At 48.8% G+C, this 22,363-nt stretch carries 14 protein-coding genes and 2 pseudogenes; 2 read left to right on the forward strand and 14 right to left on the reverse strand.

The genetic code is table 11. The annotated features are described in order from the left end of the window. Positions 1 to 11 precede the first annotated feature (11 nt). Positions 12 to 595: pseudogene (locus FYJ45_RS30340) on the forward strand (IS66 family transposase). Between the two features lie 811 nt (positions 596 to 1,406). Here FYJ45_RS30340 and FYJ45_RS04885 read toward each other — a convergent pair. The 14 genes and pseudogenes from FYJ45_RS04885 to FYJ45_RS04950 all read right to left on the reverse strand — a co-directional run. Then, positions 1,407 to 1,803 (reverse strand): annotated as a pseudogene (locus tag FYJ45_RS04885) (CHAP domain-containing protein); the annotation flags it as partial. A gap of 104 nt (positions 1,804 to 1,907) precedes the next feature. Further along, positions 1,908 to 2,084 (reverse strand): tyrosine-type recombinase/integrase, encoded by a 177-nt coding sequence (locus FYJ45_RS32550; protein WP_235930575.1) that lies wholly within the window; start codon positions 2,082 to 2,084, stop codon positions 1,908 to 1,910. 77 nt (positions 2,085 to 2,161) lie between these two features. Next, positions 2,162 to 2,554, reverse strand: coding sequence for a hypothetical protein (locus FYJ45_RS04895; protein WP_235930576.1), 393 nt, complete (start codon positions 2,552 to 2,554; stop codon positions 2,162 to 2,164). 288 nt (positions 2,555 to 2,842) lie between these two features. Continuing rightward, positions 2,843 to 5,464 carry a pyruvate, phosphate dikinase gene (gene ppdK / locus FYJ45_RS04900; protein WP_154463703.1) on the reverse strand — a complete coding sequence of 874 codons (2,622 nt, stop codon included), beginning with the start codon at positions 5,462 to 5,464 and terminating at the stop codon, positions 2,843 to 2,845. Between the two features lie 514 nt (positions 5,465 to 5,978). Further along, the gene (locus FYJ45_RS04905) at positions 5,979 to 7,367 is read right to left on the reverse strand and encodes a glycine--tRNA ligase (RefSeq protein WP_154463704.1); all 1,389 of its coding nucleotides are present in this window, start codon (positions 7,365 to 7,367) and stop codon (positions 5,979 to 5,981) included. Between the two features lie 35 nt (positions 7,368 to 7,402). Further along, positions 7,403 to 7,999, reverse strand: coding sequence for an LptM family lipoprotein (locus tag FYJ45_RS04910; protein ID WP_025490027.1), 597 nt, complete (start codon positions 7,997 to 7,999; stop codon positions 7,403 to 7,405). An 81-nt stretch (positions 8,000 to 8,080) separates the two neighbouring features. Further along, the gene (gene recO / locus FYJ45_RS04915) at positions 8,081 to 8,728 is read right to left on the reverse strand and encodes a DNA repair protein RecO (RefSeq protein ID WP_154463705.1); all 648 of its coding nucleotides are present in this window, start codon (positions 8,726 to 8,728) and stop codon (positions 8,081 to 8,083) included. Positions 8,729 to 8,941: 213 nt separating this feature from the next. Continuing rightward, positions 8,942 to 9,880 carry a GTPase Era gene (era, locus tag FYJ45_RS04920; protein WP_021637459.1) on the reverse strand — a complete coding sequence of 313 codons (939 nt, stop codon included), beginning with the start codon at positions 9,878 to 9,880 and terminating at the stop codon, positions 8,942 to 8,944. Beyond that, positions 9,881 to 11,020, reverse strand: coding sequence for a DUF4349 domain-containing protein (locus FYJ45_RS04925; RefSeq protein WP_154463706.1), 1,140 nt, complete (start codon positions 11,018 to 11,020; stop codon positions 9,881 to 9,883). It lies immediately after the preceding gene. A gap of 23 nt (positions 11,021 to 11,043) precedes the next feature. Then, positions 11,044 to 13,962 carry an insulinase family protein gene (locus FYJ45_RS04930; RefSeq protein WP_154463707.1) on the reverse strand — a complete coding sequence of 973 codons (2,919 nt, stop codon included), beginning with the start codon at positions 13,960 to 13,962 and terminating at the stop codon, positions 11,044 to 11,046. A 529-nt stretch (positions 13,963 to 14,491) separates the two neighbouring features. After that, complete coding sequence (locus tag FYJ45_RS04935) at positions 14,492 to 15,061, reverse strand: biotin transporter BioY (protein WP_154463708.1); 570 nt, start codon at positions 15,059 to 15,061, stop codon at positions 14,492 to 14,494. A 253-nt stretch (positions 15,062 to 15,314) separates the two neighbouring features. Further along, positions 15,315 to 15,728: a hypothetical protein gene (locus tag FYJ45_RS04940; protein ID WP_021637464.1), complete on the reverse strand. Its 414-nt coding sequence runs from the start codon at positions 15,726 to 15,728 to the stop codon at positions 15,315 to 15,317. Positions 15,729 to 15,776: 48 nt separating this feature from the next. Continuing rightward, entirely contained in the window at positions 15,777 to 16,526 is a 750-nt protein-coding gene (locus tag FYJ45_RS04945; protein WP_154463709.1) for a sigma-70 domain-containing protein, read from the reverse strand. Between the two features lie 115 nt (positions 16,527 to 16,641). Beyond that, a complete protein-coding gene (locus tag FYJ45_RS04950) occupies positions 16,642 to 17,499 on the reverse strand; it encodes a rhomboid family protein (protein ID WP_021637466.1) in 858 nt (285 codons plus the stop codon). A gap of 556 nt (positions 17,500 to 18,055) precedes the next feature. Here FYJ45_RS04950 and FYJ45_RS04955 point away from each other — a divergent pair. Beyond that, the gene (locus FYJ45_RS04955) at positions 18,056 to 22,300 is read left to right on the forward strand and encodes a 2-hydroxyacyl-CoA dehydratase (protein ID WP_154463710.1); all 4,245 of its coding nucleotides are present in this window, start codon (positions 18,056 to 18,058) and stop codon (positions 22,298 to 22,300) included. Positions 22,301 to 22,363: the final 63 nt, after the last annotated feature.

The following is a 22,363-nucleotide window of genomic DNA, read 5'->3' on the forward strand; positions in this document are numbered from 1 at the left end:
CGCCTTCGTTAGTGTCAGATATCTTAAAGAACAAGTTTGTCCTCGGCCTGCCGTTCTACCGTCAGGAGCAGGATTTGAAGCGATCCGGCATACGGATCACCAGGGCATCCATGGCCGCCTGGACCATCCTCGTGTTCCAGCTGTATTTCCAGTGGGTCGTGCAGTTCTTCCATAGGGAACTGCTGAAAAGACAGTTCCTGATGATGGATGAAACGCCCGTCCAGGTGCTGAAGGAGCCGTACAAAAGGCCGCAGTCCAAGTCCTATGTGTGGCTGATGCGCTCCGGGGAGGACGGCCTGCCGCCCCTGCTGTTATACCGGTATTCCCCGACATGGTGGATGGCTTCCAGGGATATGACAAACTAAAAAACGTGAAACGGTGTGCCTGCTATGCCCATATACGGAGGTTTTTTTTGGATGCCATTCCAAAAGGAAGTGAAAAAGACCTGTCAAAGCCCGCTGTGCAGGGCATGGCGTATTGCGACAAGCTGTTCCGTTGTGAGCGGAGATATAAGGAGCAGGGTCTCTCCTATGAACAGCGGCTGAAACGCAGGCTGAAAGACGAAAAGCCTGTTGTGGAGGCATTTACCAAATGACTCGGTGGAGAATCATTGATTTGCAGATTGATATCGACCAATGCCATTGCATCTTTTCCAAACTCTTTTCTAAGATTTTCAACTCGAATCATATTCCTTTTCCTCCTGAGATATTACCTTTCATCAACTGTTTCTGTGAAACAAAGAAGAATACAAGTACCGGAAGCATATAAATCAATGCCAAGGCACAGAAGATACCGTAATCACCGATCATCTTGTCATTGGATGCGACTTTTCTCAGATAAGTTGCTAAAACAAAGAAATTTCGGATAATGAAAGAAGATCCCGGTAATCGAAATTTTCATTCAGATTGTCAGCTGCTGCTACAATTGCCTCTGGAATTGTAATTCTTCAAACTCATGCTGCAGCGTTCTAACAGAATACTCATCAGGAACCAGACTTTCCAAACTTAGTGGCAAAACCATTTGATAGGTATAAAAAAACTGCTGTTTCATGGACACTTCATGTTCTATGAAACAGCAGTTTTTTGTTTTAACATGTATTCTTACGTTTTCCAATTCCAAATAATCAAAACTAAGGATGCATTGCAATCACCCTATTATCTGGATTGAATTCTTTATCATTGACAACTAAAAATGGGCTGGTTTTATAGCGCCTACTAGAATTTGAAAGTACTGAAACCATTAAATTTGTAGAAACCAGCATAGAAATCCAGAACTTTTTGTAAATAATTTTTAATTTTTTTCATACTGTAAATCTCCTTTCTTTGGCTTACATGCATATATTAAATCACATATTGTGAAATTACATGCCAAATATGAAGAAATACTGGTCAAATCTTGTATGATACTTAATATGCGGGCAACCCATATCCGTAAATGGTATCACTGCCTATCACATAAACTTCTTCTCCTGCACATATCGCCACTATTTCCTTCAATCGTATAGACTCTTCCATTTTGCACATACTCCACAATCCCAACATGGCCCACATCTCCATTAACTCCCCAATCAAAGAAAATAATGTCCCCGGATGCTGGAACATAACTTCCATCCATAAATTGTCCTCTTTGGTCGAACCATGCCACACCATCGGAACATAGGGAAAATTTAGGAATCACTCCTTCATCTATATAACCACATTGTTCCGCACACCAAGAAACAAAACAGGCACACCATTCCACCCTGCTGGTAAAGCCATACCAGCTCCAATAAGGTTGTCCTCCCACATTTCCTTCTTGGCTAAGATCATATTTCCTCCACCTGCGCTTTCATCGTATTCATCAGCCCCAGCGCCGCAGATAGTTTCGGTAAAGTCTATCCCTTACGGTACTTGGAAACAGCCATCCCATTAGACGGTCATAACGGTACAAGTATTCTGCAAGAATTTCCAGTTTTTTTCACTCAGTATTATATAGCGGTCCTGACGGTTTTTCGACAGAGGAACATGGATCATCATCTGTTTTCTGCGGATATCTTCATAACGGAGATGGCAGACCTCGCTTACCCACAGCCCCGAAGAATACATAGTAGCAGTAATGGCCTTGTGTTTCGCAATGAATAGACCTTGTGCCGGACATGGTTTATAATGGTATTGCTTATGGATTAAGCAGCCTGCCCAAGGAGATTTTGTAGGGAAGTTTCTGGCAGGCTCCACGCATCAAGATGCTGACACATCATGATGCAGAAGAGGCGGCAGTACCACATCTTGGATGAACGGTATCTGCCGTCTTCCAGTTTGTAGTCCAGTTTCTCACGCTTGTTACAGCGTTCCGCCGATGTTCTGGCATTGTATTCCAGCTTCCATTTTTCACTGCTCCGTGGCGGGTCATTGAAAAGCCTTGGGTTTTCATCCATGACGAGATGCACTGTCCGGCCGTATTTTGCATCGGAACAAGGGTTTTCACAGGTGCAGTGCGGGCTTCCGCCGGCAAAACTGATTTTGGGACATTTGAATTTTGTCCTGCCTTTTATATGTTCCGTGCCATCCCTGCGCATGGCATGCCCTTCCCGGCATATAAATGGTTTAATTTTTCTCTCATAAATATTACCGTCCTTCCTGCCCTCATTATAGTATAGAAGTTATAAGTCGTTCAAAGGTATGACAAAATAAGCGTACCACTATTTCTAATGATACGCTTATCGTAATTCAGTTGCTAATCAAGGTCAATAAACACCTTTACGGTAGTATCTCGCCATTGATTTTTCCTTACATATTGTCCGTTAGCCTTTCGATAGGCTGCTGCTTCCTCGAAACCAAGCGGTAATTCAAAGGAAAGAGAACTCTTACCTACTTTTGATAGCAGCCTGTGCAGCTGCCAGTCTGGCAATCGGGACACGGAACGGTGAACAGGATACATAATTCAGGCCGATATTATGGCAGAATTCAATTGAGGAAGGATCTCCGCCATGCTCACCGCAGATGCCCAGCTTGATATCAGGACGTACCTTGCGTCCCTTATCAGCGGCCATCTTAATCAGCTGGCCTACGCCGTTCTGATCCAGTTTTGCAAAAGGATCGGCTTCGTAAATTTTGCTCTTATAGTAATCTACCAGGAACTTTCCGGCATCGTCCCGGGAGAAGCCGTAGGTCATCTGGGTCAGATCATTGGTTCCAAAGGAGAAGAACTCCGCTTCTTCTGCGATTTCGTTGGCAAGAAGCGCCGCACGGGGAATTTCAATCATAGTTCCGATATGATAGTTAATGTCGGAATTTTTCTCCGCCTTTACTTTCTCTGCGGTTTCCACAACCACATCCTTGACGAATTTCAGTTCCTTCTTATCGCCTACAAGAGGAATCATAATTTCAGGAACAATATGGTAGCCGTTTTCTTCGTTTACTTCTATTGCCGCTTCCATAACGGCCCTGGTCTGCATCCTTGCAATTTCAGGATAGGTTACGGAAAGACGGCAGCCTCTGTGCCCCATCATGGGATTGAACTCATGCAGGCTGTCACAGGTAGCCTTTACTTCCGCTACAGTCAGGTTCATATCTCTTGCAAGATCTTCAAAATCCTTTTCTTCCGTGGGAACGAATTCATGAAGCGGGGGATCCAGAAAACGGATGGTAACAGGGTTGTCCTGCATTACCTCATAAATTCCTCTGAAATCACCCTTCTGGAAAGGAATCAGCTCATTCAGGGCTTCTTCCCTGGCTTCACAGGTGGTGGAAAGGATCATCTTACGGATCTTCGGAATACGTTCAGGATCAAAGAACATATGCTCCGTACGGCACAGGCCGATGCCTTCCGCGCCCAGCTTCAATGCATTGGCAGCATCCTCAGGGGTATCTGCATTGGTTCTTACCTTCAGCACACGGAAAGAATCCGCCCAGTTCATAATACGTCCGAAGTTGCCGCTGATGGTAGCATCTTCAGTTGCGATATCGCCGTCGTAAATCTTACCGGTAGAACCGTCAAGAGAAATATAATCTCCTTCATGATAAGTCTTGCCGCCAAGGCTGAATACTTTAGCTTCTTCATCCACTGTAATATCACCGCAGCCGGATATACATGCGGTGCCCATGCCTCTTGCCACAACAGCCGCATGGGAAGTCATTCCTCCGCGTACGGTAAGGATACCTTCGGCAGCATGCATTCCTTCAATATCCTCCGGTGATGTCTCAAGCCGGACAAGAATGACCCTCTCTCCCTTTTCATGGGCTTCCTTCGCTTCTTCCGCGGTAAAATAAACCTTGCCTGCAGCGGCGCCGGGAGATGCGGGAAGAGCCTGTCCGATAACGGTTCCGGCCTTCAGGGCATCCGGATCAAAGGTGGGATGCAAAAGCTGGTCCAGAGACTTGGCTTCAATACGGAGAACAGCTTCTTCAGGGGTAATCATGCCTTCGTCCACCAGATCGCAGGCAATCTGCAGAGCGGCGGGTGCCGTTCTCTTTCCGTTTCTGGTCTGCAGGAAGTAAAGCTTTCCTTCTTCAATGGTAAACTCCATGTCCTGCATATCCCTATAGTGGTTTTCCAGCTTATTGGCTATTTCAATAAATTCTTTATAGCATTCGGGCAAATCCTGTTCCAGACGGGTAATGGGCTGGGGAGTCCTGATTCCGGCCACAACATCTTCGCCCTGTGCGTTGATGAGGTATTCTCCGTAAATTCCCCTGGCCCCTGTGGAAGGATTCCTGGTAAATGCAACACCGGTACCGGAAGTATCGCCCATATTTCCGAATACCATGGACTGTACGTTAACTGCGGTTCCCCAGTCGCCGGGGATATCGTTCATTCGGCGGTATACGATGGCACGTTCGTTGTCCCAGGAGCGGAACACAGCCTTTACAGCCTCCATCAGCTGGATCTTGGGATCCTGAGGGAAATCCTCGCCCATCTTGTCCTTGTAGATCGCTTTGAAGCGAGTGATGACTTCCTTCAGATCATCAGCGGTCAAATCCGTATCAAAATGAGCGCTCTTGGCTTCTTTAATCTCGTCAAGAACCCTCTCAAACAATGATTTGGGCACTTCCATGACCACATCTGAAAACATCTGGATGAATCTCCGGTAAGAATCATACGCGAATCTGGGATTACCGGTCTTCTTTGCGAAGCCTTCCACGGAAATATCCGTCAGCCCCAGGTTAAGAATGGTGTCCATCATGCCCGGCATAGATGCCCTGGCACCTGAACGTACAGATACAAGCAGTGGGTTCTCGGTATCGCCGAATTTCTTATTCTGGAGCTTCTCCAGTTCGGCGAGCGCGGCAAAAATCTGATCCTTAACTTCATCAGAAATCTGCTTTCCGTTGTTGTAGTAATCCGTACAGGCTTCGGTTGTTACCGTAAAGCCCTGCGGAATTGGAAGTCCCAGATTGGTCATTTCTGCCAGATTGGCTCCTTTTCCGCCAAGAAGATCGCGCATGTCCGCATTACCTTCTTTGAATGAATAAACCCATTTTGCCATCTAATCAGTTCCCCCTTTGAACGAAATATTTGGTATAGGTTTGCGGAACGTTTTTACGCGTTCCGCTCTCGTATTTCCATTATATCACAGTTCTTCCTGGAACGCACGTTAATTTTTGTTGTTTTTTTAATAAATTATAAATAATATATTCAAGCTCCCAATAAAACATTCATTTAAAGTGCTGTTTTTTAAATTATTTTGTTGTTTTGCGCGATGCTTTATGTGGATTTTTCTGTTTTTATTATGTAACCGGTTTCTTTAAAAAGGCTGACAGTGTCCGTTGTACACAGAAAAGTTGTACCATGGGTCGGTTCCGTTCAGTCAGAAGGCGGGGGATTTCCGTTTTTTTCATTGAACATATCAATGGCCGGTTCGTAAGACAGGCATCCGGCGCAGATTCGAAGAGGGAAATGGCTGAATCGGCAAGGAAACATGTGCTGCCGGGTCCATCAAAAAAGCACCCTGCCTGCTGCAGGATGCTTTTATCCAATGGTAAAACAGTTGTCTTTCTATATCAGAAGTCGAATTTATCTGCAAAATAAGCGTCCAGCTGATCGATGGCCACCCTCTCCTGTTCCATGGAATCACGGAAACGCACGGTTACACAGTGATCTTCCCCGGAATCAAAATCGTAGGTTACGCAGAAAGGAGTACCGATTTCATCCTGACGGCGGTAGCGCTTTCCGATGTTTCCTCTGTCATCGAATTCACAGTTGTACTTTTTGGAAAGCTGCTCATAAATTTTCTCAGCGCCCTCGTTCAGCTTTTTGGAAAGGGGCAGGATACCGATTTTCACAGGAGCAAGCGCGGGATGGAAATGGAGCACGGTACGCACATCCCCCTCACCGATCTCTTCCTCATCGTAAGCTGCGCAAAGGAAAGCCAGCACAACACGATCCGCTCCCAGGGAAGGTTCGATAACGTAAGGAATATATTTGATATTCTTCTGATCGTCAAAGTAAGACAGATCCTGCCCGGAAACATTGGCATGCTGGGTAAGGTCGTAGTCCGTTCTGTCGGCAATGCCCCACAGCTCGCCCCAGCCGAAGGGGAACAGGAACTCAATATCCGTAGTCGCTTTGGAATAGAAGGAAAGCTCTTCCTTATCATGGTCACGGACACGCATTTCTTCAGGTTTGATTCCCAGGGTCTGCAGCCAGTCGATACAGAACTGCTTCCAGTAAGCAAACCATTCCAGATCAGTGTCGGGCTCACAGAAGAATTCCAGCTCCATCTGCTCAAATTCACGGGTACGGAAGGTAAAGTTTCCGGGAGTGATTTCGTTACGGAAGGATTTGCCCACCTGGCCGATGCCGAAGGGAATCTTCTTTCTGGAGGTACGCTGTACGTTTTTGAAGTTCACAAAAATACCCTGTGCGGTTTCAGGACGAAGGTAAACCGTATTCTTCGCATCCTCGGTAACGCCCTGGAAGGTCTTGAACATCAGGTTAAACTGACGGATATCCGTAAAATTATGTTTGCCGCAGCTCGGGCAGGGAATGTTATGTTCTTTAATGAAATTCATCATTTTTTCCTGATCCCAGCCGTCAACGGAGCCGTCCAGCTCTATGCCGTTGTCCGCAGCGTAATCTTCAATGATTTTGTCCGCACGGAAACGCTCGTGGCATTCCTTACAGTCCATCAGCGGATCGGAAAAGCCGCCCAGATGGCCGCTGGCCACCCATGTCTGAGGGTTCATGAGAATGGCGCAGTCAACACCCACATTATAAGGATTTCCGGTGATAAATTTCTGCCACCATGCCTTCTTCACATTATTTTTCAGCTCCACGCCCAGGTTGCCGTAATCCCAGGTATTGGCAAGGCCTCCGTAAATTTCGGACCCGGGGTATACAAAGCCTCTCGCTTTGGCCAGAGCCACAATTTTTTCCATTGTCTTTTCCATTTTTTCTCCTCCTGCTTTATCCGTTATGCTTCTTTCTATTTAAATATGATATAGGAAAGGGATTCCCCATTTGTCACCGTTGCCGTCCGGTCATCCGGTCCCATGGTCACATCATCGCTGATGTAGAGTATGTCGCCATAGGTTTTCACCGTGGTGGTTTCCCTTACGACTGCGATATGCTTCTCTCCCATGTCCAGAATATCCTGTTTGTTTATTGTCGCGCCTTCCTCTTTGACGCTGTTAAGCGTAATGTCAAGATCGTATCCTGCATTGAAGGCATCCTTTACCGTACCTGAGAAAAGCGCCTGACGGTACAGGCCTGTGTAATCCTCCGACTTCCTGAAGGTCATTACCAGATGGACAACGCCGTCCGTCACTTCCGCGGACTGCAGCTTGATATTATCGCTGCCGGCGCTTTCGTTATATCCCGCAATCATGCTTTCTGTAGTGGATTTCAGTTCATCCAGATCATAATAGCTTTCACTGAAGTCTTCTATGATGGATTGGACGATTTCTCCGTTTTTCTTTAATTCCAGTGTCGTAGTTTCCTCTTCCTCCGCTTTGGATCCACAGCCTGAAAGTAGCAGGGCCGCACCCAGAACGGTAAGAAGGAACAAATTCATTTTTTTCATACTTGCTCCCAACCTTTGCCGTATGTCTGCCATATCCTAAACATTATATCCGACCTATCCCGGATTTTCAACCAAAACTTGTCAAAGGCTTTTGAGTATCTCCAGGCTTTTAAAGTTTCCATCCAGCGATTGTCTGCAATAATAAGCGGCCAGCCGGCCCAGTTCCTGAAGGACCGGGGGCGTGACCGTAAATGTGTAGAGCTTTTCAACCGGCGAATTTACAATATACGATACGGCATACAGAGTGGACTCCAAAAGTTTGTCCCCATTGGGGATTCCCGGAAACTCTCCATTGATCGCAACCGTCTTGATTTCGAATATGTAGCGGACCAGCTCGTGGGCCAGGTTCTTTGCACACAGGGCGCGCAGAGACTGGTACAGCAGCTTCAGCAGTTCCCTTTCGTCGTTGTTTTCCCTGGTGCAGTAATCACATACTTCCAGAAAATACATTCCGTAATAGGCCCCTTCATAATCTGAGCGGAGGCCTTCAAAATAATTGGAGATGAAGGTCTCCGCCAGTGTATAGGAGGAACGGCCGGCATACAGCCGGAATTCGCCGAAGGAGAAGGGATTGGTGGAGGCCATAAAACGGTTGTTCTGTTTCCTGGCCCCTCTGGCAAAGGCGGCTATCTTGCCCCGCTCCTTCGTCAGGATCACTACCCTTCTGTCATATTCCCCGATAGGTTCCGCTTTCAGTATGAGTCCTGTCACTGTGAGCAACTCCTGCATTCTTGTCTGCTTCCCGCCCTTCCCTTTCGTCTTTTTCCGCAGTAGACGCGGCGTACCTGAGATAATCCTCTACTTTTCCTGTTGCGCAAAAATTTTTCCAGTTGTCTAAATCGCTCATCCTTCACCCAGTCCTCTTCTGTTTTTTGCGAGAGCACCAGGCTCCCTAAAGGCACTACAATAAGTACTCTATTAGGGTTCGCTTTTTTGGATTTTCTATTCGGCGTCTTTCGGATTGTAGCCAAAATTTTTCAAAAGGAAATCACTGTCGCGCCAGTCCTTTTTCACCTTGACCCAGAGCTGGAGATTCACCTTGCACTGGAGCATATCCTCTATTTCCGGACGGGCCTTGGAACCGATTGTCTTAAGCATCTGGCCGCCCTTACCGATGATGATTCCCTTATGGGAATCCTTTTCGCAGATGATGGTAGCGTCGATATCCACAATGTTTTTCCGGTATTTCATGCTCTCAATGGCCACTGCAATGCCATGGGGAATTTCTTCGCTCAGGCACCGGAGGGCCTTTTCCCTTATCAGCTCGGCCACAATCTGGCGTTCCGGCTGATCCGTGACCGTATCCTCGTCATAAAAGGGCTGGCCGTAGGGCAGATATTTGAAAATACAGGAAATCAGCGTGTCCGTATTGGTGCCGCAACGGGCGGATACAGGCACAACCTCCGCAAAATCCAGTTCTTTGCGGTAGGTGTCAATGGCAGGGAGCACATCCTCTTTTTTTACGGTATCCGTTTTGTTGATGACAAGGATGATGGGTGTCTTTGTTTTCTTCAGCTGCTCTATGATGTGGCGCTCCCCTGCCCCGATGTAGGTGGTGGGCTCCACCAGCCAGAGAATGACGTCCACATCGCCCAGCGTGCCTTCGGCGGCCTTGAGCATATAGTCGCCCAGCTTGTTCTTGGCGCGGTTGATTCCGGGGGTATCCAGAAATACGATCTGGCCTTCGTCAGAAGTATATACGGCCTGGATGCGGTTCCTGGTCGTCTGGGGCTTGTTGGAGGTGATGGATATTTTCTGGCCCACCAGACGGTTCATCAGGGTGGATTTTCCCACATTGGGGCGCCCTATCAGCGTGGCAAATCCGGATTTGTATTTTTCATTTACCGGCTTGCCGGCTGAAAGCAGTTCCTCTAAGTCCATTTAGTGTTTCTCCTCATTCTTTTTGATTTCCGGTACGTCCGTTTTACCTTCCTTATCCGGGGCCGTGGGAGCCGGAGCGGCTTCCCGGGCCGGATTCCTGTTGTCCGGACCTCCTGTGGGAGGTGCGAAAGGCTCCTGCCTGCTTCCGGGAACGGCAAAACGGGGATCGTTTTGCTGCATGGGACCGGGACGGTACGGCGTTCCGTATTTTTTCCGGTTCTCTTCTTCCCGCTTTCTGGTAATGCGGATTATGATTCTTAAAATAATTATAATAATCAGAATGATAATAACAAATACGAAGAGAACGGGCAAGGAAATTATGAAGCCGATTCCAAATTCTTTTAATCCATGTCCGACACGGTACATATTTTCCGAAAATCCGGTGCGGATCCGTTCCCAGGTTCCTTTTTCTTCCTGGGGAGTCAGGCGCGTCACTTCGTTTATGTACAGATACACGGTGCTGTAGTTCACCTGATTATCCATGGAACGAAGCTGCGCCTCCATGCTTTCCAGCTGATAACGGACTTCGGTAAGACGGCTTTCCAGGGTAATTATGTCTTCAATGGTTTCCGCTTGCTCCATCAGCGAAAGCAGCCGTTCCTGCTCCTGCCTGAGCATTTTCCTGTGGCTTTCCAGATCCACATACTGGAGCGTGACGTCTTCCACCGATTCCTGACGGGAAATCACATTGGATACCTCGTCCACACGGGTAACAAAGGAATCCAGCTGTTCGGCGGGAATGCGAAGCGTCAGGTTTGCGCTGCGGCCGCCGATGCTGTTTTCGTTATAGGACTCAAACTGTTCAATATATCCGCCCAGCGCGGCCACCTGTTCCTGGATGTCGGTTACCAGCTGTGTGTAGTCTTCTGTTTCCACGGACATATTTACGTTTTTAATGAGTTTTCTGCCGGAAGCCGCTTTTTCATCAAGCTGTGCGCCGGATTCCTCCGGCGCCGCCTCTTCGGGTTCCATTTCCGCGGAATAATTGGAATATACGCCGCCGGCATCATAAGCAGCTGCCTGGCCGGTGGAAATGTCTTCCGTTGTGTTTGATTTGCTGCTGCTTCCGCAGGCGGCAAAAATAAGGGAAAGCAGGCAGGCTGCCGCCGCTGCGGTAATTCGTTTCATCCGTTTTTTCATAAGAGTCCCTCCCGTATCGGTCTTTAATACAGATTTTCCAGTGTTTCAAACATCTCCTGTTCTTCTTTGATTTTAGCATCATTTCCCACAACGCAGATACAGTCGGCTTCCATAAAAGCCCTGATATGCGCGGCCAGGGAACGGATAGCGGCGGCGTTGGCGCCAAGCAGCTCATCCCGTTCCCGCTGATAGTCTTCGAAGGTCTGATTGGTCAGGTAAGCGCTCATGGCGCGCAGCCCCTTTGCCGCAGGATTCATGGGGGTATCCATTTCGCTGATGGCTCCGATGATATACTGGGTCATGGTCCTCTCGTCTCCGTCAAAGCCTTCCACGAATGCAGCGGCACGCTCATACACCTGTACCGTACTCTTCAGGTTCGGATCACGGTAGGATACGAAATAGCTGTCCCCGCTCTTGCCAAAAGCACACATACAGCCATAGGCGCCGCCCTTGACGCGGACCTCCTGCCACAGATATTCGTAGCTCATCATCACCTTCAGCACGCGCAGCGCACCTGTATAGGAAAGGCCTTTGCTGATGAAATTACCGGCGCGGCATACATACTGTACCTGGGATGCGGACATAAAGCCTTCATTTTTCCTGACAGGCTCAATGAGAAAAGGTCTGTGCTCCACAGGCTCTGTGTGAAGCGACTTTTTCACCTGTCCGGCCAGGCTGATGAATTCTTCGTAGTGATCCTGTGTGCCCACATAGTCAAGCAGCAGGTTCTCCGGACGGAAAATATACTTCATCAGGGCTTCCAGCTTGTTCTGCAGATCCTCTCTGCAGCTGTCAAAATTCTTCTCCAGATGATCCACCAGGCGGTAAAAAGGCATGCCGTTGATCTGCTCCTGAATGGCCGCAGGCCTGGAAAAATAAGACATGGCTCTGCTTGCGGCAACGGAATGTCCTGCGGAGATCAGGTTGGACTGCAGTCTTGATTTTAATTCCGCCAGGATTTCATACAGCCGTTTTCCATCGTCGAAACGGGATTTCAGCATGATTTCCTGAACCAGCTCCATTGTTTTGGGAAGATTGTCCTCCAGTGTCTTGGCCTTTATTTCAAAGGTGACTCTGCATTCGGAAAGTTTCTTCGCATTGGTGAAGAAATTGGTGACCGGAACGATACCGCCGGTCTCCATGTTGATTTCATGGAACAGCTCCCCGTAAGTGAAGTTTTCGGTATCCACATAGCCGAGCACGGATTTCAGAATGCCGATATAGGGGAACAGATCCTCCGGCACCTGCCCCACGTCAAACAGGAAACGCAGGTAGCTGATATGGTTGGTGAAAATATCATGATACATCACTGTGGTATCACCCATGCTGCGGATATCATTAATAAGCGGCTCCGCTTCTTTGCGGATATCCTCACGCTTCAAAAGAGGAATCGTTTCCAGCGCTTCTTTGGAATCCGGCGTTTCCTGGTATTCCAGCAGCGCGTGGGTTTCTTCTACGATTTCCCCGATCTGCGCCGGATCCATGCTTTCCTTTAAGGCAGCCAGCTTTTCCTTCAAAAGCTTCTCCCTCTCTTCTGCCAGCCCTTTTTTGGGGGACAGGGTGAGAATGCTCTTGTGTGTATTGTGGATCATGCATTTATCAATCAATTCTTCAAAATAATCGGTTTCGGCCTTTTCACGCAGCGCTTTGTAGGTTTCACCCGCTTCGATATGGATGAAGGGCAAGGCATCATCGTAAAGCCAGCTGTCAAGCACCTGAAGCCCATACATCAGTCCCGCAGGATACGAACCGAAGTCCGCCTCCCTGTAACGGAATTCGTAATAATTCAGGCCGGCGCGCAGCGCTTTTTTATCAATTCCTTCTTTTGCAAGGCGGGAAAGCTCTTTTTCGATGCATTCCACAAATTCCTCCCTGCGGTCCAGGTTGGCATTTTTTGCCACGATGGTAAAATACGACTGGCGGATGCCGCTTTCGTAGTAGCTGTAAATATCCTTGCCGATCCCTTTATCCAGAAGCGCCTGCTTCAGGGGCGCGCCGGGAGCGCTGCAGAGGGCATAGTCAAGAATCTGGAAGGCGATATACTGTTCTCTGTCCAGGCTGTCTCCCACTACCATGTTATAGGTCAGGTAGGTGTTGTCCTCCTCGGGTTCATTTTCCGTAATGGGATAAAACTTTCCGGCCTCCACGCATTTGTCAAAGGGCTTCTGGAAGGCCACCTCGGAATCTACGGAAAAACGGTCAAAATGAGACAGATAGGCCTGATCCAAATACTCCAGCTTCTCGACCATGTCCATATTTCCATAAAGGTAAATATAGCTGTTGGCCGGATGGTAATACCTTCTGTGGAAATCCAGGAACTGCTCATAGGTCAGGTCGGGGATCGCTTCCGGATCACCGCCGGATTCGTTGGAATAGGTGGTGTCCGGGAAAAGTGTGTTGGTGATTTCACGTTCCAGCACGTCGTCGGGGGAAGAAAATGCCCCCTTCATTTCATTATATACAACACCGTTTATGGTCAGCTCATCTTCAGGACTTTCCATTTCATAGTGCCAGCCTTCCTGTTCGAAGATTTTGCGTTCCGTATAGATATTGGGATAGAAAACCGCGTCCAGGTATACGTGCATCAGGTTCTGGAAATCCTTGTCATTGCAGCTGGCGATGGGATACACGGTTTTATCGGGATAGGTCATGGCGTTCAGGAAGGTATTCAGGCTTCCCTTAGCCAGCTCGATAAAGGGGTCTTTTACCGGGAAATCCCTGCTTCCTTCCAGTACGGAATGCTCCAGGATGTGGGCAACGCCGGTACTGTCCTCGGGCGGGGTACGGAAGCCGATATAAAATACTTTATTTTCATCATCATTGGAAAGCAGTGCAAGACGGGCTCCGCTTTTTTTGTGCTCCAGCAGGTAGCTCATGGAGTTCAGGTCTTCGATTTTTTTCTTTTCTACGAGTCTGTAGCTTGTCAGTTCTTCAATTTTCATGCAATTATGTCTCCTACTCTTTTACCCATTCCGGATGCGGCGGTTGGCAGAATCCGGTAATATTCTTCAGTATATCACTTTTCGCAAGTTTTATAAAGGTAATTTCCTGGGGGTGAGCCGGGGTGGGCCGCCGATAATGAGAGAGTTCTGTGGGGCGCGGGGCGCAATGGAAAAGGGCGGGGCCGGGGAGAGAGGGTTTTCAGGTTCCTTTTCAGCCCATGAAGATGAGACTTAAAAATTATGGAAGGCACACCTGACATAATTTTTCGCTCAAGGCTCATCGCAATGCCTGGGCTGACTGGAACCTGAAAACCCTCTCTCCCCGGCCCCGCCCTTTTCCATTGCGCCCCGCGCCCCACAGAACTCTCTCATTATCGGCGGCAGGCAGGTTGTGTAGTGAGGAAGGGATGGAAGGGGGCTTTGGAGCTGTAGAAATGTCCGCTGAGGGAAAAATGGGGAAGGAAAAGCCGGAAGTGTGGGCTTCCGGCAAGAATTGGGATGAGTTTTTTTTGGGGATTGGTGCAAAAGATTACAGAGGGGCTTTTTTGGGGGCCTGGGGAGGGAGGATGGCGGCTCGGAGGAGTTGTTTCCTTATCTGGAGTCCGAGGGCGTAGGCGAGGATAAGGGACAGGATGTCTTTGGGCAGGTAGGGGACGGATACCAGGAGGGCTGACTCGGGGAAGTTCATTCCTGTGAGGAGGCTGAACTGGAGGGTGCCCAGGAGGTGGCAGGCGATGAGGCCGATAAGGCCGGCTGCTACTCCGAGGGGTTTATTTTTCAGTGTGGCTCCGGCTCCGCAGAGGAGGGCGAGGAAGAGAAAGCCCCAGATGAAGCCGCCTGTTTTTCCGGCAATGATGGCGAGGCCTCCGGTGAAATTTGAGAATACGGGGACTCCTACTGCTCCCAGAAGTATATATATGCCGGTTGCGGCTGTTCCGAGTCTGGCTCCAAGGACCGCGCCTGTTAACGCTATGGCAAAGGTCTGGAGTGTGATGGGGACGCCTGAGGGCATGGGAATGGCTATCTGGGCAAGCACCGCTATGACGGCGGCAAACATGCCTGTGATGACTATGGTTTTTGTTGTTAATTTTCTTTCCATTTTTTTGTTCTCCCTGTCTGGGAATTTCTCCCTTGTTTTCCGGGAAAGCAGAAATAGACTTTCTTCCGGTTATGGTGAAAGTCTATCATTATTTTTTGTGATTGTCAACCAGATATTTTATATGGTTGACAATTGTTTTTATTCCCGCGAGCAACGAGCCAAGTAGCCATGCTTGCATGGATATTTGGCGACTGCCGCGAGGGTCAAATACCCCGTTGCTTGCAGCGGGGTATTTGATTCAGTTAATGCACGCTTATACGACGATGGCGCCAAGGCCAAGCTTGCTGATGTGCATTTCTTCCACAATGGTGGTGTCTTTTTTGTCGTGAAGTTCTTTGCTGGCTACGATTTCTTCGATGGAGTATTCCCGGTTGACATAGCCGGCTTTTTTGTGTTTGCGGCCGTCTGCGGGCTGCCATACGCTCATTTTAAAGCGGGCCTTCATTTTCTTGCAGGCCTTAAAGGAGGCGCTGTCGGGAGTCATGTAGAAAATGTGGTTTTCCGGGGTGGTATCGGGGGCTACCTCGGTGAGGAGAATGCGGACAATGACCTCCTTCAGCTTGTGAGGGACGTTGTCATCCTCAAGCATTTCCTCGTAGGTATATCTGGCTCCGATATAAACGTTGGTTAAATCCTGTATTACGTATTTAAAATCCTGGTCTGCCATAGGGTATCCTTCTGTCCGGCGGGACATTTCAGTATTGTACAGTGTATGTTACAGCTGGGTTCCAGAGGTATCAATGTCTTCTATGCTGTCTCCGGAAAACTGGACGGCTTCTTTGATTTCATACAGGGTCATGCCCGTTTCGTCGGCCAGCTCCTGTATGGTAACCTTGCGCCCCAGGCTTTCCGCAAGCTCTTTGGCCTGGTCTGCCACCTGGTTCACCTTTTCCGCCATTTTATTGCCGGTTTCTTTTTCCTGGACGTTTACGGTGATATAGTTTTCCATGGTTTCCATAATCATGCTTCCCAGCATTCCCTGGGCTTCCGCGGCATTGGATGCGGTCTCCAGCATTTCCACCGCCATGGTAAGCGCCACATTGCCTTCTCCGATGAGATCCTCAAGCAATGCGCCCTGTCCGGCATAAAGCTTGGAAAGATCTACCACCTGGGGCAGATAGATTTCAATCAGTTTCTGCTTGGCATCCATATCTCCTGCCATGGCGGAAAGGGTAACCGCTTCCCTTTCGCCTTCTGTAAGCTCCTCCAGGAGCGCGAGGCTTTCCAGGTAGGAGTCCAGATAATTGATTTCCTCTTCCGACAGGTAATCCTCAAGAGGAAGGGGCTCTCCGATGCCTATTTTCTGGTTTTTCAGATAATCGTATACCATCTCCAGCTGCTTGTCATCAAAACCCAAAGGGGCAAAGGCTTCCTTTACCTGTTCTTCACTGATGCAGTTTCCCTGCTGTCTTGCGAGCTGTTTTATTTCTTCCAGCGTTTTTGCAAACTGCTGTTCCTGATTCATAATAGTCTCTCCTGCTTTGTTTTTTTGTTTCGGACAGGCCTGCACTGCTGCCCTTACCCTGTGCGGCAAGCACCCGGCCCCACCGGGCAATGCAGCTGCAGGCAGTTCCCCTGTCCTATCTTCCGGCCTCATGGGGAGGTCTTACGTGTTCGTGGGTATACAGATGGTACTGGCAATATTCATAATTACCGAAGCATTTGGAGCAGAAACGGAATTCCAGCGTGGGATCATCCTTTTCCGTCCGGCCGCAGATGGCGCATTTATGCTTGGTAATTCCTGCCGCCGACTGGGTTTGTTTTTTAAATTCATGTCTCCGTTTCATCTGTTTTGGGGACATATGGATATGGTTCCTGCTTGTCAGGAAAAATACCACAAAGTTAAGCAGTGAGGAACCGATTACCACCCAGGTCACCAGGCCGCCTGTCAGGCACTCAAATACAAGCATGGCTCCGTAAACAATGCCCAGCCATTTTACCTTGATAGGGATAATGAACATGAGCAGGACCTGCATATCGGGAAAAGTAGCCGCATATGCAAGGAAAATGGACATATTGATGTAATAGGTGCTGAAGGCGCCGAAATTAATTCTTATACCGGCAATAAGGCAAAATATAAAAAGCAGAAAACTACCGATAATTGTAAAAAACATACCTAAAAACAAATATAAATTATAACGGTACGTTCCCCAGGTCCGCTCAAGCTGCGTCCCGATAGAATAATAGAATACCAGCATTATTGCCGTAAAAAAGAAATTAGATAAGCTGGGTGGAATAAGAATCCAGGTTATGAGCCGCCACACTTGTCCATGGAAAAAAATTTCAAAAGGATCAAGTGTCAGATAATTTAAAAAAAGAGGATTTATCCTTGCAATCAGATAACCTACCGCATAACATATAATTAAATACAAAGAGATGTTCGGAATGGCATACTTCCCGAATTTTCTTTCAAATTTGCTGGAAAAATTGCTTCCCATAATCAAACTCCTATCTGCGATTTACGCGATTCTTTTTAAGCTGCTTTCAAGCGTCCGCGCAGTATTCCGGCAAACCGTTAAACAGTGCGGTTTTATCCAAAAACCAACTGTCCCACAAAAACCAACCGTACTGCAAGCGAATATATTCTATCATCTCACCCCGAAAAAGTAAACGAATGCAGCTCCAATTTCATAAATGTTATAAAAACTTTAGAATTTCACAAGCCTGCATCTGCTCCTGCCGCGGGGCCACGCAAAAGCAGACGCCAAAGGCTGCGGCAGGGGCAAATGCCCGGTTTACGAAACCGCCAAAATTTTTTTAACAACTTCCGCAGTTGCTTTTACGTCTTTGCTGTCGTATAATGTAGAATGTTGTTTTAAAATACATTTTAATAAGTAGAGAGACAACTGTTCAGCAGGTCAGTGCATTTACTGCTCTGACTGTAAGAAAATAATTCATGAGTGTCAAAATCCATCGCTGCAGGCGGTTTATGGCAGATTTTGGCAGTAACTGTGAAGTAACTGGACAGTTACGAAGAAAGGGCATTTTTAACATATGAGCAATTCTATTCATTACACTTTGGGAATCGATATCGGTTCCACAACTGTCAAAATTGCTATCCTGGATGAAGCCCATCATATACTTTTTTCCGATTATAAAAGGCATTTTGCCAATATTCAGGAGACACTGTCGGACTTACTGAAAGACAGTCTGTCCAGATTGGGAAATATAACGCTTCATCCTATGATTACCGGCTCCGGCGGGCTGACTCTGGCAAATCATCTCGGAGTACCGTTCGTTCAGGAGGTTATTTCCGTTTCCACAGCGCTTCAGGAGCTTGCGCCGCAGACCGATGTGGCGATTGAGCTGGGCGGTGAGGATGCCAAGATCATCTATTTTGAAAACGGGAATGTGGAACAGCGTATGAACGGTATCTGCGCCGGCGGCACCGGTTCTTTTATCGACCAGATGGCTTCCCTGCTTCAGACGGATGCGGCAGGCCTGAATGAATACGCCAAAAACTATAAATCCTTATATACCATAGCCGCCAGATGCGGTGTGTTTGCCAAGTCCGATATCCAGCCTCTTATTAACGAAGGGGCTACCAAGGAAGACCTCTCTGCATCGATTTTCCAGGCGGTGGTGAATCAGACCATCAGCGGACTGGCCTGCGGAAAGCCTATCAGGGGGCATGTTGCTTTCCTGGGAGGCCCCCTTCATTTTCTTTCCGAACTGCAGATCGCCTTTGTCCGAACACTGAAGCTGGATGAGGAGCATACCATTAAAACGGATAATTCCCATCTGTTCGCTGCAATTGGATCAGCGCTGAACGCCAAGGAAGAAGTATATTTTACGCTGGAGGAGATGGTCCGGAAGCTGTCCGGCGGCATTAAAATGGAATTCGAGGTAGCCCGTATGGAGCCTCTTTTCTCTTCCGATGAGGAATACGAAGCCTTCCGTACCCGCCATGACAGCCATTGCGTAACGACGGCTTCGCTGGAGGATTATGCAGGCAACTGCTATCTGGGGATTGATGCGGGCAGCACCACCACCAAGGTGGCGCTTGTAGGCGAGGACGGCGCCCTTCTTTATTCCTTCTACAGCAATAATAACGGCAGTCCGCTGAAAACCGCCATAGGCGCCATACAGGACATTTATGCGCAGCTTCCCAAAGGGGCGAAGATTGTCCGTTCCTGCTCCACCGGATACGGGGAAGCCCTGATGAAGGCCGCTTTCCTGCTGGATGACGGGGAGGTGGAAACGGTGTCCCATTATCACGCCGCCGCCTTTTTTGACCCGCAGGTGGACTGTATTCTCGACATCGGCGGCCAGGATATGAAATGTATTAAAATCAAAAACGGCACGGTTGACAGCGTGCAGCTGAACGAGGCCTGCTCCTCTGGCTGCGGCTCCTTCATCGAAACCTTTGCAAAATCCCTGAACTACAGCGTGCAGGATTTCGCAAAAGCCGCCCTGTTCGCCAAACATCCCATCGACCTTGGCACACGCTGCACCGTTTTCATGAATTCCAAGGTAAAGCAGGCGCAGAAGGAGGGAGCCGAGGTTTCCGATATTTCCGCAGGCCTTGCCTATTCCGTTATCAAAAACGCCCTGTTTAAGGTAATCAAGGTATCCGACGCCTCTGAGCTTGGGAAACAGATCGTGGTCCAGGGCGGAACCTTTTATAATGACGCCGTTCTTCGCAGTTTTGAAAAAATTGCGGGCTGCGAGGCCATCCGCCCCGATATTGCAGGAATTATGGGCGCGTTCGGCGCTGCTCTCATCGCCAGGGACAATTACAGCGCGGGCTACCAGACCACCATGCTGACAATCGATCAGATTAATTCCCTGGAATTTGAAACCAGCATGGCAAAATGTAAGGGCTGTACCAACCACTGTCGCCTTACCATCAACCGTTTTTCCGGCGGACGTCAGTACATATCCGGCAACCGCTGTGAGCGCGGCCTGGGAAAACCGAAGAATCCCAGCCAGGTGCCGAATCTGTTTGAGTATAAGCTGAAAAGGCTGTTCTCCTATGAACCGCTTTCCGCAGACAAGGCGCAGCGGGGACGCGTGGGTATTCCCCGGGTTCTGAACATGTATGAAAATTATCCGTTCTGGTATACGTTTTTTACCGAACTGAAATATCAGGTGGTGCTCTCTCCCAGCTCCACCCATAATATTTACGAGCTGGGCATCGAATCCATCCCCAGCGAGTCCGAATGCTATCCTGCAAAGCTGGCTCATGGGCATGTGTCCTGGCTGATTAAACAGGGTGTGGATTTTATCTTCTATCCCGCTCTTTTCTATGAAAGAAATGAAACGCCGGATGCAAGCAATCATTACAACTGCCCTATCGTCACCTCTTATTCTGAAAATATCAAGAATAATGTGGATGAAATCGGACGCGGGGAAGCGGTTCTGCGTAATCCTTTTATGGCCTTCAGCAATCTGGAGGTTGCCACACAGGCTCTGGAGAAAGAATTCAGCGAACTGCCTGCCGAAGAAATACGCCGCGCCGCGGCCAGGGGCTGGGCGGAGATGGAAGCCTCCAGAGAGGATATCAAGAAAAAAGGGGAAGAGGTGCTCTCCTATCTGGAGGAAACCGGAACACAGGGAATTGTGCTGGCAGGACGCCCCTACCATCTGGATCCGGAAATCAATCACGGCATTCCTGAACTGATCACCTCCTACGGCCTGGCCGTACTGACGGAGGATTCCGTTTCCCACCTCGGGCATCCGGAACGGCCGCTGATCGTCTCCGACCAGTGGATGTATCATTCCAGGCTTTATGCTGCCGCCGCCTTTGTGCGCACCAGGGATGATCTGAACCTGATTCAGCTCAATTCCTTCGGCTGCGGCCTGGATGCCGTTACCACGGATCAGGTAAACGATATCCTTTCCGGCTCTGGCAAGATTTATACCTGCCTGAAAATCGATGAGGTAAACAATCTGGGGGCAGCCAGGATCCGTGTCCGTTCCCTGCTGTCCGCCATCAAGGCCAAAGAAAAGAAGAAAGAGAAAAGGACCATCGCCTCCACCGCCCTGCACAGGGAAATTTTCACGGAGGAAATGCGTAAGGATTATACCATCCTTTGCCCGCAGATGTCCCCGATTCATTTTGAGCTGCTGGAAGCGGCGTTTAATGCCTGCGGATATCATGTGGAGGTGCTTCCCAACGATAACCGGCATGCCATTGACACCGGCCTGAAATATGTAAATAATGACGCCTGCTATCCATCCCTCCTGGTGGTGGGACAGATTATGGACGCGCTGCTTTCCGGGAAATATGACCTGAATAAGGTGGCTGTGGTAATGTCCCAGACCGGAGGCGGCTGCCGTGCCACCAACTATGTGGGCTTTATCCGCCGGGCGCTTGCCAGGGCGGGCATGGAGCAGGTGCCGGTGATTTCCGTCAACATGGCGGGACTGGAAAGCAACCCCGGCTTCAAGCTGAATCTGGATATTCTGCTTCGCGCCGTCTATGCCGCAGTTTTCGGAGATATTTTCATGCGCTGCGTATACCGGATGCGTCCTTATGAAAAGGAAGCGGGAAGCGTTAATGCCTGTCATCGGAAATGGGTGGATAAATGCAAAGCCTTTGTGACTGCAAAGCATCCCGGATTCCATACCTTTTTCAGGATGTGCCGTGAAATCGTGGAGGATTTCGATGCGATTCCCATCACCGATGAGAAAAAGCCGAAGGTAGGCATTGTCGGCGAGATTCTCGTAAAATTTGCGCCGGCAGCCAATAACCATCTGGTAGAGCTTCTGGAATCAGAGGGCGCGGAGGCTGTGGTCCCGGATCTGCTGGATTTCATGTTCTACTGCTTCTACAATCAGCTTTATAAGGCGGAGCATCTGGGAACCAGCAAAAAATCCGCATTCATGGCAAAGCTTGGAATCAAGGGCATGGAATGGGTGCGTTCCTCCGCAGCAAAAGCTTTTGAGAAATCGGAGCATTTCCACGCGCCTGCAAAAATCTCTGATATTGCTTCCTATGCGGAGCCCATTGTTTCCATCGGCAACCAGACCGGCGAAGGATGGTTTCTGACCGGAGAGATGGTGGAGCTGATTAAGTCCGGCACCAATAACATAGTATGTACGCAGCCTTTCGGCTGTCTGCCCAACCACGTGGTCGGTAAAGGCGTTATCAAAGAGCTGCGCAAACGGTATCCAAAATCCAATGTGGTGGCTATCGACTATGATCCCGGCGCCAGCGAGGTCAATCAGCTGAACCGAATCAAACTGATGCTGTCCACTGCACAGAAAAATCTTCAGAAGGAACAGGAAGCATAGCAATATAACAAAAACACTGCAATCCCATCCGGAGTTCAGCTCCGTTTTGGGACGCAGTGTTTT

The organism is Eisenbergiella porci, assembly GCF_009696275.1.
Lineage (GTDB): Bacteria > Bacillota > Clostridia > Lachnospirales > Lachnospiraceae > Eisenbergiella > Eisenbergiella porci.

Excerpts from the sequence above, each read along its gene's own strand:
- FYJ45_RS04940 (WP_021637464.1), bottom strand. The coding sequence starts at position 15,728 with ATGGCAGACCAGGATTTTAAATACGTAATACAGGATTTAACCAACGTT.
- FYJ45_RS04935 (WP_154463708.1), bottom strand. The coding sequence starts at position 15,061 with ATGGAAAGAAAATTAACAACAAAAACCATAGTCATCACAGGCATGTTT.
- FYJ45_RS04895 (WP_235930576.1), bottom strand. The coding sequence starts at position 2,554 with ATGCGCAGGGATGGCACGGAACATATAAAAGGCAGGACAAAATTCAAA.
- recO (WP_154463705.1), bottom strand. The coding sequence starts at position 8,728 with ATGCAGGAGTTGCTCACAGTGACAGGACTCATACTGAAAGCGGAACCT.
- FYJ45_RS04905 (WP_154463704.1), bottom strand. The coding sequence starts at position 7,367 with ATGGAAAAGACAATGGAAAAAATTGTGGCTCTGGCCAAAGCGAGAGGC.
- era (WP_021637459.1), bottom strand. The coding sequence starts at position 9,880 with ATGGACTTAGAGGAACTGCTTTCAGCCGGCAAGCCGGTAAATGAAAAA.
- FYJ45_RS04955 (WP_154463710.1), top strand. The coding sequence starts at position 18,056 with ATGAGCAATTCTATTCATTACACTTTGGGAATCGATATCGGTTCCACA.
- FYJ45_RS04930 (WP_154463707.1), bottom strand. The coding sequence starts at position 13,962 with ATGAAAATTGAAGAACTGACAAGCTACAGACTCGTAGAAAAGAAAAAA.
- FYJ45_RS04945 (WP_154463709.1), bottom strand. The coding sequence starts at position 16,526 with ATGAATCAGGAACAGCAGTTTGCAAAAACGCTGGAAGAAATAAAACAG.
- FYJ45_RS04925 (WP_154463706.1), bottom strand. The coding sequence starts at position 11,020 with ATGAAAAAACGGATGAAACGAATTACCGCAGCGGCGGCAGCCTGCCTG.
- ppdK (WP_154463703.1), bottom strand. The coding sequence starts at position 5,464 with ATGGCAAAATGGGTTTATTCATTCAAAGAAGGTAATGCGGACATGCGC.
- FYJ45_RS32550 (WP_235930575.1), bottom strand. The coding sequence starts at position 2,084 with ATGTATTCTTCGGGGCTGTGGGTAAGCGAGGTCTGCCATCTCCGTTAT.
- FYJ45_RS04950 (WP_021637466.1), bottom strand. The coding sequence starts at position 17,499 with ATGGGAAGCAATTTTTCCAGCAAATTTGAAAGAAAATTCGGGAAGTAT.
- FYJ45_RS04910 (WP_025490027.1), bottom strand. The coding sequence starts at position 7,999 with ATGAAAAAAATGAATTTGTTCCTTCTTACCGTTCTGGGTGCGGCCCTG.